Genomic DNA, 10,757 nt, shown 5'->3' on the forward strand with positions numbered 1-10,757 from the left:
TCCTCAGCCAGCGCATGCAGCCGCGACAGCGAGCCGAGATAGGCGCCCAGCTGACCGTCGGGATGGGCCACCACGGTGGTGCCGCGGCCCAGCACGGTGTCACCGGTGAGCACCGCACCGTCCGCCGGCAGCCAGAACGACAGCGAGTCGGCCGTGTGGCCCGGCGTGCCGACCACCCGGATCTCCAGGCCGTCCACGGCCACCACGTCGCCGTCGCCGAGCCCTTCCTCGCCCAGCCGACAGGCCGGGTCGAGTGCCCGCACCGGCGCCCCGACCCGCTCGGCCAGGGCGCGGGCACCCTCGGAGTGGTCGAGGTGGTGGTGGGTGAGCAACACGACCGCCACCTCGCCGGCCGCCTCGGCCACCGCATCCAGGTGCGCCGGATCGGCGGGACCGGGGTCGACCACGACGCACCGGCGGGCGCCGGGCTCGCGCAGCACCCAGGTGTTGGTGCCGTCCAGCGTCATCGGGCTCGGGTTGGGTGCGAGCACACAGCGGCCGCGCTCACCGAAGGACCCGCCGACCCAGGCCCCAGGTGCCGTGGTCACAGCCGGCCCCGTGCGGCGAGCAGCGAACGGTGCAGCGGCATCAACGAGAGGTGCTCGCCCTCGACACGCGGGGTGAACATGTCGATGCGGCGCGACGCCGCCTCGGCCAGCAGCGCGTCGGGATCGCGGAACCGGGCTACGTCCAGACAGGTCAGGTACGTCGGCGGCATCAGCGCCAGCGCGCCCTCCTCCGCCAGCTCCACGGCGCGGCTCGCCGGCATCCACTGCACCGAGACCGACTCGGAGGAGACGTCGCGAGTGACCTGCCCGGCTGGCAGGGCGGCCACGAAGAACCACGTCCGGTAGCGGCGCGGCTCGAACGCCGGAGTCGTCCAGCCGGCCCAGGCGCCCAGCAGGTCCGAGCGCAGCACCAGCCCGCGCCGGGAGAGCAACTCGGTCAGCGACAGCTCGCGGGTCTCCAGCGCGACCCGGTCAGCCTCCCAGTCGTCGCCGCTGACGTCGGTCACGACCTCGCTCGCCGACGGTCCGGCGAGCAGCACGCCCGACTCCTCGAACGTCTCCCGCACCGCGGCGCACACCAGTGCCCGCGCCTCGATCTCCTCGCAGCCCAGCTGCGCGGCCCAGCTGGCCGGTGACGGACCGGCCCACGGCACGCCCTCGTGAGCGTCGCGCGGGTCCACGCCGCCACCGGGGAAGACCGCCATCCCGCCTGCGAACGCCATCGTGGTGTGCCGGCTCAGCAGGTAGACCTCCGGACCGGCGGAGCCGTCAGCGCCGGCGCGGGTGAGCACCACGGTGGCGGCATCGCGCGGGGCGACGGCCTCGCGGCGGCCCTCGTCGTACTCCTGCGCCAGCGCGAGCACCTCGGCCGGCAGCGCCACCGGCGGGAGCGGGATGTGCACCTCAGGCGACCTCGACCAGGATCTCCACCTCGACCGGCGCGTCGAGTGGCAGGACGGGTACGCCGACCGCCGAGCGGGCGTGCACTCCCGCCTCGCCGAACGCCTTGCCGAGCAGCTCGGAGGCGCCGTTGGCCACGCCGGGCTGGCCGGTGAAGTCGGGCGTGGAGGCGACGAACGCGACCACCTTCAGCACCCGCACCACGCGGGACAGGTCGCCGATCTCGGCCTTGACCGCGGCGATGGCGTTGAGGGCGCACTGCTGGGCGCACTCGTAGGCCTCCTCCGGCGTGACCTCGCCGCCGACCTTGCCGGTGGCCATCAGCGCGCCCTCGCGCATCGGCAGCTGGCCGGAGGTGTAGACGTGTGTGCCGCTGCGCACCGCCGGCACGTAGACGGCGACCGGCTTGGCGACCTCGGGCACGCTCAGCCCGAGCGCGGCCAGGTTCTCCTCCGGGCTGCTCACGAGGCGACCGGCCGCTTGAAGTAGCCCACCAGGCTGCCCGAGCCGTTGTCGGTGATGGTGACGAGCTCCCAGCCGTCCTGGCCGAAGTTGTTGAGGATCTGCGTGGCGGCATGGTTGAGGATCGGCGCCACCTGGTACTCCCACTGGGTCATGTCTCGCACCCTACTGCTGCCCTAGATTGCCCTCATGAGCGATCCGGCAGAGACCGAGCTGCGCGCGTACGTCGAGGTCTGGTGGCACTCGGTGTGCGACTTCGTCGACCTGGCCGCCACCATCCCGGCCGAGCAGTGGTCGACACCGACCGACCTGCCCGGCTGGGACGTGCGCGCGGTGGTCTCGCACGTGGCCCACCTCGAGGGCATCCTCGGCGGCGCGCCGCGCGAGGACGCCGAGGTGCCGGACGCGCCGCACATCGTCAACGCGATGGGCCGCTTCACCGAGATCGGGGTGATCACCCGACGTGAGGCCGATCCGGCCGCGATCGTCGCCGAGATCCGCCGCTACGGCGCCGCCCGGCACGACGCGCTGCTCGCCGACCCGCCCACCGACCCGGACGCACCGGCGCCCGGGATCTTCGGCGCGATCGGCTGGAACACCCGCACGCTGCTGCGCAATCGGCCGCTCGACGTGGCGATGCACGAGCAGGACGTCCGCCGGGCGATCGGCCGCCCCGGCAACCTGGACAGTCCCGGCGCCCGGCACAGCGCCGACTACCTCCTGGGCAGCCTGGGCTACGTGCTCGGCAAGCGGGCCAAGGCCGAGGCCGGCAGCACCCTGGTGGTCGAGGTTGCGGATCACCGGCCGGCCGCCGTCACCGTCGACGACTCCGGCCGCGGCGTCGCGCTGGCCGAGCCGCCCGCCGAGCCCACGGTGGCCCTGCGGATGGACCGCGAGACGTTCCTGCTGCTCGCCGGCGGCCGGCGACCGCAGGCCGCGGAGCGAGTCGCCGTCACGGGCGACGCCGACTTGGCCGCCCGCGTCCTGGCCGCGATGGGCGTGATGGTCTAGGCCACCCACCTCGGCAGCGACGACCGGGCCGTGCTACCCACGGTCGGCGGGCAGCACGCCGTCGAGGACCAGGTCGACGAGCCGCTCGGCGATGTCGGCATCGAGCGGTCGCCGCCGAGCCAGGATCCGGAAGTGCAGGGTGCCGATCAGCGCCTCGTACGCGAGTGCCCCGAGCCGCGCATCGGGGATCTCCCCCCGCTCGACGGCACGATCGAAGACGACCCGGGCCCGCTCGAACCGGTCAGCCCAGAACCCGTCCCGCAGTGCACCGGCGGTCTCGTCCTCGGCCGTAGCCCCCAGATAGGCCAGTGCGTAGCCGCCCGGCGTACGCAGGAACTCGGCCACCGCGCCGACGACGGCGACCAGGTCGCCCCGCAGCGAGCCGGTGTCGGGCGCGACCAGCCGCTCGCCCGAGAGCGTCATGAGGACGTCGGTGAGCAGCGCCTCCTTGGTCCGCCACTTGCGATAGATCGTCGTCTCGTTGACGCCGGCACGGGCGGCGATCTGGCCGACCGTGAGGTCGCCGGGCGGGACCTCGGCCAGGAGGGCGGTCGCGGCGTCGAGTACCGCGGCCCTGGTGCGAGCCGTCCGGCCACCCGGCCGCTGCTTGGGGGTGAGCGTCACCACAGCAGTATAAATGCAAGTATCACTTGCATTAAGAGCGGAGGCCGGTTCATAGTCGTGACATGACCTATGCACAGCAGCCCGCCTGGCGGGCCATCCAGGACTTCCTGCCCGAGGAGTACCGGCTCACCCCGGACACCGAGCCCACCGAGGAGTGGTGGCAGCCCGACGGACCCGACGGCCACCGCGTCCACCTCGACACCTATCGCAACCCCGAGGCGCCGATGAAGGTGATCCTCTTCCACGGCGTCGGCACCAACGGCCGGCAGATGTCCACCATCCTCGGCCGCCCGCTCGCCGAGCGCGGCTACGAGACGATCGCGATCGACATGCCGACGTACGGCGTCACCGAGGTCGCCCGCGGCGCCCTGATCACCTACGACGACTGGGTCCGGCTCGGGTCCCGGCTGGTCGACGCCGAGCTGGCCAGAGATGACCGCCCGATCGTGCTCTACGGCCTCTCCGCGGGTGGCATGGAGACCTACCACGTGGCCGCGCTCAACAAGCGGGTTGCCGGCATCGTCGGCATGACGTTCCTCGACCAACGCTCGCGACGCGTCCGGGTCGAGACCAGCTTCGACCCGGTGTCGGGCTTCGTCGGCGCCTCCCTCATGAGACTGCTCGCCGCCACGCCGTTGCGTGGCCTCCGCTGGCCGATGCGGTGGGTCTCCAAGATGCGTGCCCTGGTCAACGACCGCCGTGCGTTGAGGGCCTGCTACGCCGACAAGACCTCGGCCGGCAACAGCGCCACGACGACGTTCCTGTCGACCTACCTCAACTACCAGCCGGTGGTCGAGCCGGACGACTTCGACGTCTGCCCGGTCCTGCTCACCCAGCCGGCGGCCGACCGCTGGACGCCGCTCCACCTCAGCGAGCCGTTCCTGGCGAGGATCACGAAGGTGCCGGTGACGAAGGTGCTGCTCGACGAGGGCGGCCACTACCCGATCGAGCGGGCCGCCCTCGACCAGATGGTCGAGGCGATCGCGGGCTTCTGCGCGGAGCAGGCCGGCACTCGGGGCCCCGGCCCCGGAACCGACGCGTCGCGGTGAACGCCAGGTCGTCCTCCCGACCCCGGTCGACCCCGGCGAGCGGGCCCACCATGACGCCACCCACCGAGGCGACGATGCGCGTCACGGCCTCCGCTTCTGCGGATGCGGCGTCTCACCGCGGGCGAGCATCTGCACGCACGACTCGATCCGGCGCTGCCGCGCCTGCTCGCCCTTGATCGCGGAGAGCCGGTGGTAGAGGGCGTAGCGGTTCTGTGAGGTGAGCACGTCGTACATCGCCTGGGCGGCCGGCACCTCGGCGATCGCGGCGAGCAGGTCCTCGGGCGTCTGCGCCGTCGCCGGGCCGGCGTACGCGGCGTCCCAGCGGCCGTCGGCGCGCGCGGCCTCGACCGCGGCGAGCCCCGCCGGAGTCATCCGGCCCTCCTCGATCAGCCGGGTCACGTGGTCGACGTTGCGCCGCGACCAGCGGCTGCGCGGCCCACGCGGGGTGGTGCGCTGGAACGTCGTCTGGTCGTCGCGCCGGCGGACCTGGCCGTCGATCCAGCCGAAGCACAGCGCCTCGTCGAGCGCCTGGGCATAGTCGAGGGTGGTCGTCGTACCGCCCTTCTTGGACAGCACCAGCCACACGCCCGGCGAGGTGGCATGGTTGGCCGCCAGCCAGTCGTGCCAGGCGGCCGCGTCCGGCACCAGCAGCTCGGGCAGCCCTGACGCCTCGGTCACGCCGTCTCCTCGAAGGCGCAGAACTCGTTGCCCTGCGGGTCGGCCAGCACGGTCCAGCCGATCTCGTCGTCGCGCTCGCGCACCACCGTGGCGCCGGAGGCGATCAGCTCCTCCAGGTCGGGCACGGTGAGGTCCCAGTGGATGCGGTTCTTCACCCGCTGCGGCTCGGGCACCTCCTGGAAGACCACGCACTCGAACGGCGCACCGGGGATCTGGTCCAGCGCCGACCAGTCCTCCTCCTGGCTGGCGGTGGCACCCAGCACGCCGGCCCACCAAGACGCCGCAGCCACGTCGTCGCCGACGTCGACGACCACCTCGTAGAGCCGGTAGTCGGGCACCTGGTCACGCTCGAAGACGCACAGCTCACCGCCCTCGGGGTCGCGCAGCACCTTCCACGTGAACGACTCCATGTCCAGCGGTGTCGCGCCCAGCGCCAGCGCGTCGTCGACCGCGCCGACGTGCACGTCGAGATGGACCCGCTGCTTGACCGTGACCGGCTCGGGCACGCGGTTGACCCAGACGGTGTGCCGCGGCGTCGGGCCGACCAGCTTGGCGTTGGTCGCCCCGACGCTCTCGACGGTGAGGCCGAGCAGGCTCGCCCAGAAGGACGCCATCGCCTCGTGGTCGACGGCGTCGATGCACAGATCCTTGTACGTCGCCAGTGCCATGAACCGAACCTAACGCTGACCTCCGACACTCCTCGATAGAGTCGCCGGTATGACTTCGGACTGGCCACGCGTGCAGCTGCACGTGGTCACCGGCAAGGGCGGCACCGGAAAGTCGACCGTGGCCGCTGCGCTGGCGCTGGCGCTGGCCCGGGAGGGCCGCCACGTGCTGCTCTGCGAGGTCGAGGGCCGCCAGGGCGTCGCGCGGATGTTCGACGTGGACCCGCTGCCCTACGCCGAGACCCGGATCGCCGCCGGGCTGCGCGCCGACGGCCGTGACCCGGGCAGCGTCTACGCGCTGCACATCGACGCCGAGTCGGCGCTGCTGGAGTACCTGCGGATGTACTACAAGCTCGGCCCCGCCGGCCGGGCGCTCGAGCGCTTCGGCGTGATCGAGTTCGCCACCACTGTCGCCCCCGGCGTACGCGACGTGCTGCTGACCGGCAAGGTCTTCGAGGCGGTCCAGCGCAACAGCCGCAACAAGGGCGCCCGACAGTACGACGCGGTCGTCCTCGACGCACCGCCGACCGGCCGGATCACCCAGTTCCTCAACGTCTCGGAGTCCGTGGCGGGGCTGGCGAAGGTGGGCCCGATCAAGCACCAGGCGGACACGATGATGACGCTGTTCCGCTCCCCACGGACCGCGGTCCACCTGGTCACGCTGCTGGAGGAGATGCCGGTCCAGGAGACCGCCGACGGCATCGCCGAGCTGCGCGCCGCCCGGCTCCCGGTCGGCGGCGTGGTCGTCAACCAGGTCCGGCCGCGCGACCTGCCCGACGCCGCCCTGGCCGCGGCCCGTGCCGGCACCCTGGACCGCGCCGAGATCGAGCACGACCTGGGCAAGGCCGGCCTCGACGCCTCCCCGCAGCTGGTCGACGGCCTGCTCGCCGAGGCCGCCGAGCACGCCGAGCGGCGGGCGCTGGAGGACAGTCAGCGTGCCGTGGTCGGCGCGCTGGGGGTGCCGACGTACGAGCTGGCGCGACTAGCCGGCGGCGTCGACCTCGGTGGGCTCTACGAGCTCGCCGCCGAGCTGACCCGACAGGGGATGGCATGAACGCGCTCGACGTCGACCGGCTGCTCGCCGACCGGCAGACCCGGATCATCGTCTGCTGCGGCTCCGGCGGCGTCGGCAAGACCACCACCAGCGCCGCACTGGCGCTACGAGCGGCCGAGCAGGGCCGCAAGGTCGTCGTCCTCACCATCGACCCGGCCCGCCGGCTGGCGCAGTCGATGGGCATCGAGCAACTGGACAACACGCCGCGGCCGGTCGCAGGCGTGTCCGGGGGCCGGCTCGACGCGATGATGCTGGACATGAAGCGCACCTTCGACGAGGTGGTGCTCAGCCAGGCCAGCCCGGAGAAGGCGAAGCAGATCCTGGAGAACCCCTTCTACATCGCGCTCAGCTCCAGCTTCGCCGGCACGCAGGAGTACATGGCGATGGAGAAGCTGGGCCAGCTGCACCGCGACGCCCAGCGCACCGGCAGCTACGACCTGATCGTGGTCGACACTCCGCCGAGCCGATCGGCCCTGGACTTCCTGGACGCGCCCGAGCGGCTCTCCAGCTTCCTCGACGGCCGGTTCATCCGGATGATGCTGGCGCCCGCGCGCGGCCCGGCCCGGCTGATGACGGCCGGCTTCTCGCTGGCCACCGGCGCGCTGAGCAAGGTGCTGGGCGGTCAGTTCCTCAAGGACCTGCAGCGGTTCGTCTCCGCCCTCGACACCGTCTTCGGCGGCTTCCGCACCCGGGCCCAGCGCACCTACGCGCTGCTCCAGGCCAGGGGTACGGCGTTCCTCGTCGTGGCGGCGCCCGAGGACGACGCGCTGCGCGAGGCGGCCTACTTCGTGGAGCGGCTGCGCGGCGACCGGATGCCGCTGGCCGGGCTCGTGGTCAACCGGGCCACCCTGTCCGAGGAGCCCGCGCTCTCGGCCGCTGCCGCCGTCGCCGCCGCCGAGCGGCTGGACCCCGAGGCCGTCACCGCCGGACTGCTGCGCATCCACGCCGACCGTGAGCGACTCGTGGGCCGCCAGCAGAAGCTCCGCGCCCGGTTCGCCGCGGCGCACCCCGGCGTGCCCACGGCGGTGGTGCCGGCGCTGCCTGGCGACGTACACGACCTGGCGGGGTTGCGCCGGGTCGGCGAGCTGCTCGCGGAGCAGTAGGCGGCCTCAGACCGCCGCCTTCTCCTTGGTGCGGGCGGCTTCGAGCACCGCCCGCCACGAGGCGTTCGGCCGGCGACGCAGCAGGGCGCGTCGCTCCCGTTCGGTCATGCCGCCCCACACGCCCCACTCGATCTGGTTGTCGAGGGCCTCGGCGAGGCATTCGGTGCGCACCGGGCAGGTCGCGCACAGCTGCTTGGCCTTGTTCTGCTCGGCTCCGCGGACGAAGAGCTCGTCCGGTCGTGCCGACGTGCAGGCAGCACGAGCCGCCCAATCCTGTTCCCACATGGCGTGTCCCCATTGATCGGACCGGCCACGAGCGTCCCCACGACCACGTGACCGGCCAGTTCCCGTGCTGATCAACCTAGAGTCAGGTTCCGGCCGACACCCAGACTCGTTCGACCCAAGTTGAGTAGTTCGAAATGACTAGACCGACCAGGGCCGGGGGTATCGCCATCCAGGGCCCTGCCGGGCTCGCCGCGCCCACGCCGAGACGGTCCGGGCTGGAGTCGGCCGGTACCCTGATCGGCATGTCGCAGCAGGTTCCGCGGTCCCGCGTGCTCAGTCACCTCGGCGTGATGGGCATCATCGCCGTCGTGCTCGGCGTCGTCGTCGCGGGCCTGGCGATCCCGTTCGCCGGCGTGCTGGGGCTCGGTGCCCGGCAGATCGCGGACTCCGTCGACAACCTGCCGGCCGCGTTCGACACCGGCACGCTGCCGCAGACCACGCGCATCCTCGACGCCGACGGCAACCTGATCACCACGCTCTACGACCAGAACCGCGTCTACCGCCCGCTGGACCAGATCTCGCGGAACATGACGCAGGCGATCGTCTCCATCGAGGACTACCGCTTCTACCAGCACGGCGCGATCGACCTGAAGGGCACGCTGCGCGCGTTCGTCACCAACGAGGCCAACAACGGGGTTGTCCAGGGCGGCTCCTCGATCACCCAGCAGCTGGTCAAGCAGACCCTGCTCACCCAGGCCGAGGAGACCGGCGACAAGGCGGCGATCAAGGCCGCCACCGAAGACAGCTACGCCCGCAAGCTCAAGGAGCTGCGCTACGCGATCGCGCTGGAGCAGACCCACAGCAAGGACTGGATCCTCGAGCGCTACCTCAACACCGCCTACTTCGGCGACGGCGCCTACGGCATCCAGGCGGCCGCGCGGCACTACTTCGGCGTCAACGCCAACCAGCTCACCGTCAAGCAGAGCGCCCTGCTGGCCGGCCTGGTCAAGAACCCCACCGGCTACGACCCGACCAACTACCCCGACGCCGCGGTGGCCCGGCGCAACGTGGTCTTGGACCGCGAGGCGCAGCTGCACGTCATCACCAGCGACCAGGCCGACGCGCTCAAGAAGAAGGGCCTGGGCCTGCACGTCCAGCCCTCGCAGAACGGCTGCGTGAACTCCACCGCGCCGTTCTTCTGCGACTACGTCGTCAACTACCTGGAGCAGGACCCCGACCTCGGTACGTCGGTCGACGCGCGCAAGAAGCTGCTCTACTCCGGCGGCCTGACCATCAAGACGACACTCAACATGCAGTACCAGAAGGCGGCTGACGCCTCCATCAGCAAGCACGTCTATCCGACCGACAACGCGGTGGGCGCCATCGCCGAGGTCCAGCCCGGGACGGGCGATGTCCTGGCACTGGCGCAGTCACGCCCGATGGGCAATGACCGCAAGAAGGGGCAGAGCTACATCAACTACACGATCCCGCAGGAACTCGGCGGCTCCGCCGGGTTCCAGGCCGGATCGACCTTCAAGCTCTTCGTACTGGCGAGCGCGATCGAGGACCACATCCCGACCTCGACGAAGTTCAACTCGCAGTCGCCGATGACGTTCAACCAGGCGGACTACAAGAACTGCCCCGGGGCGCCGCAGTGGAGCGGGCCATGGACGGTCCACAACGAGACCGGCGTGGGGGTGTTCAACATGTATCAAGCCACCCAGCTGTCGATCAACACCTACTTCACCCAGCTCGAGCAGCTCACCGGCATCTGCCAGCCGTTCGCGCTCGCCAAGCAGATGGGCGTGGATCTGACCGACCCGAACGGCGACCCCAAGACGCGCGCCGGCGCCGAGCGCACGCCCTCGTTCACTCTCGGCATTCCGAGCGTGAGCCCGTTGGAGATGGCCGGTGCCTACGCCACCTTCCCCGCTCGCGGCAAGCACTGCGACCCGTTGCCGGTCACCGAGATCGACGACTCCGCCGGTAGTGCCATCAAGAAGTACACGCCCTCCTGCCAGCAGGTCATCCCGGATTGGGTCGCCGACCAGGTCAACGACATCACCCGCGGCGTGCAGGAGCACGGCTTCGGCCACCAGCACGGCCTCAACCTGACGACGGCGAGCGGGCAGATGATCCCCTCAGGCGGCAAGACCGGTACGACACAGTCGGACCGCTCCGTGTGGTTCGACGGCTACACGCCGCAGATCTCGACGGTGGCGATGATCGCCGGCGCCAACGAGGAGGGCACGCCGATCTCGCTCGACGGGGTCTCGGTGGGCGGCTACGTCCATGGCGACGTGTCGGGCTCCGGCTTCGCCGGTCCGATGTGGGGTGACGCCATGCATCCGATCCAGGACACCTTGCAGCCGATCGACTTCCACCCGGTCGACAAGAGTGAGCTGGTCGGGACGACCGCCGACATCCCGAGCGTTGCGGGCAAGAGCTTCGCCGCGGCCCGCCAGGCACTCGAGGCG

13 protein-coding genes are annotated in these 10,757 nt (G+C 71.5%); 5 read left to right on the plus strand and 8 right to left on the minus strand.

Features of this window, described 5'->3' with window-relative positions:
• The 4 genes from VHA72_RS09855 to sp36 form a co-directional block, all read right to left on the minus strand.
• A partial coding sequence (locus tag VHA72_RS09855; RefSeq protein WP_414689785.1) for an MBL fold metallo-hydrolase occupies positions 1 to 548 on the minus strand: 548 nt, incomplete at its 3' end.
• Positions 545 to 1,411 (minus strand): NUDIX hydrolase, encoded by an 867-nt coding sequence (locus VHA72_RS09860; protein ID WP_325574709.1) that lies wholly within the window; start codon positions 1,409 to 1,411, stop codon positions 545 to 547. The genes VHA72_RS09855 and VHA72_RS09860, both read right to left, overlap by 4 nt.
• A gap of 1 nt (position 1,412) precedes the next feature.
• Complete coding sequence (locus VHA72_RS09865) at positions 1,413 to 1,874, minus strand: RidA family protein (RefSeq protein ID WP_325574711.1); 462 nt, start codon at positions 1,872 to 1,874, stop codon at positions 1,413 to 1,415.
• The gene (sp36, locus tag VHA72_RS09870; RefSeq protein WP_325574713.1) at positions 1,871 to 2,026 is read right to left on the minus strand and encodes a Sp36 family protein; all 156 of its coding nucleotides are present in this window, start codon (positions 2,024 to 2,026) and stop codon (positions 1,871 to 1,873) included. The genes VHA72_RS09865 and sp36 overlap by 4 nt, the downstream gene beginning before the upstream one ends.
• Before the next feature lie 34 nt (positions 2,027 to 2,060).
• On the opposite strand from sp36, the gene VHA72_RS09875 reads away from it, so the two are divergent.
• Positions 2,061 to 2,882: a maleylpyruvate isomerase family mycothiol-dependent enzyme gene (locus VHA72_RS09875; protein ID WP_325574715.1), complete on the plus strand. Its 822-nt coding sequence runs from the start codon at positions 2,061 to 2,063 to the stop codon at positions 2,880 to 2,882.
• 33 nt (positions 2,883 to 2,915) lie between these two features.
• On the opposite strand, the gene VHA72_RS09880 is transcribed toward VHA72_RS09875, so the two are convergent.
• Positions 2,916 to 3,506 carry a TetR/AcrR family transcriptional regulator gene (locus VHA72_RS09880; protein WP_325574717.1) on the minus strand — a complete coding sequence of 197 codons (591 nt, stop codon included), beginning with the start codon at positions 3,504 to 3,506 and terminating at the stop codon, positions 2,916 to 2,918.
• Between the two features lie 62 nt (positions 3,507 to 3,568).
• Here VHA72_RS09880 and VHA72_RS09885 point away from each other — a divergent pair, with 62 nt between their 5' ends.
• Entirely contained in the window at positions 3,569 to 4,555 is a 987-nt protein-coding gene (locus tag VHA72_RS09885; protein WP_325574719.1) for an alpha/beta hydrolase, read from the plus strand.
• 81 nt (positions 4,556 to 4,636) lie between these two features.
• Here the strand turns inward: VHA72_RS09885 and VHA72_RS09890 are convergent, their stop codons facing one another.
• Both VHA72_RS09890 and VHA72_RS09895 read right to left on the minus strand, forming a co-directional pair.
• Positions 4,637 to 5,233: a YdeI/OmpD-associated family protein gene (locus tag VHA72_RS09890; RefSeq protein ID WP_325574721.1), complete on the minus strand. Its 597-nt coding sequence runs from the start codon at positions 5,231 to 5,233 to the stop codon at positions 4,637 to 4,639.
• A complete protein-coding gene (locus tag VHA72_RS09895) occupies positions 5,230 to 5,901 on the minus strand; it encodes a VOC family protein (RefSeq protein ID WP_325574723.1) in 672 nt (223 codons plus the stop codon). The genes VHA72_RS09890 and VHA72_RS09895 overlap by 4 nt, the downstream gene beginning before the upstream one ends.
• Before the next feature lie 49 nt (positions 5,902 to 5,950).
• Here VHA72_RS09895 and bagA point away from each other — a divergent pair, with 49 nt between their 5' ends.
• Positions 5,951 to 6,952 (plus strand): ATPase BagA, encoded by a 1,002-nt coding sequence (gene bagA / locus VHA72_RS09900; RefSeq protein WP_325574725.1) that lies wholly within the window; start codon positions 5,951 to 5,953, stop codon positions 6,950 to 6,952.
• Complete coding sequence (gene bagB, locus VHA72_RS09905; protein ID WP_325574727.1) at positions 6,949 to 8,055, plus strand: ArsA family ATPase; 1,107 nt, start codon at positions 6,949 to 6,951, stop codon at positions 8,053 to 8,055. Before bagA ends, bagB begins: the two co-directional genes overlap by 4 nt.
• Positions 8,056 to 8,061: 6 nt before the next feature.
• Here bagB and VHA72_RS09910 read toward each other — a convergent pair whose 3' ends face one another.
• Entirely contained in the window at positions 8,062 to 8,340 is a 279-nt protein-coding gene (locus VHA72_RS09910; protein WP_325574729.1) for a WhiB family transcriptional regulator, read from the minus strand.
• Positions 8,341 to 8,582: 242 nt separating this feature from the next.
• On the opposite strand from VHA72_RS09910, the gene VHA72_RS09915 reads away from it, so the two are divergent.
• Positions 8,583 to 10,757, plus strand: a 2,175-nt coding sequence (locus VHA72_RS09915) for a transglycosylase domain-containing protein (RefSeq protein WP_325574731.1), incomplete at its 3' end; no start/stop codon positions are given.

It is taken from the genome of Nocardioides sp. (genome assembly GCF_035547795.1).
Classification (GTDB): Bacteria; Actinomycetota; Actinomycetes; order Propionibacteriales; family Nocardioidaceae; genus Nocardioides.

Bases quoted from the DNA above. Each gene is read 5' to 3' on its own strand.
- bagA (WP_325574725.1), top strand. From the start codon at position 5,951: ATGACTTCGGACTGGCCACGCGTGCAGCTGCACGTGGTCACCGGCAAG.
- VHA72_RS09885 (WP_325574719.1), top strand. From the start codon at position 3,569: ATGACCTATGCACAGCAGCCCGCCTGGCGGGCCATCCAGGACTTCCTG.
- VHA72_RS09910 (WP_325574729.1), bottom strand. From the start codon at position 8,340: ATGTGGGAACAGGATTGGGCGGCTCGTGCTGCCTGCACGTCGGCACGA.
- VHA72_RS09875 (WP_325574715.1), top strand. From the start codon at position 2,061: ATGAGCGATCCGGCAGAGACCGAGCTGCGCGCGTACGTCGAGGTCTGG.
- VHA72_RS09895 (WP_325574723.1), bottom strand. From the start codon at position 5,901: ATGGCACTGGCGACGTACAAGGATCTGTGCATCGACGCCGTCGACCAC.
- sp36 (WP_325574713.1), bottom strand. From the start codon at position 2,026: ATGACCCAGTGGGAGTACCAGGTGGCGCCGATCCTCAACCATGCCGCC.
- bagB (WP_325574727.1), top strand. From the start codon at position 6,949: ATGAACGCGCTCGACGTCGACCGGCTGCTCGCCGACCGGCAGACCCGG.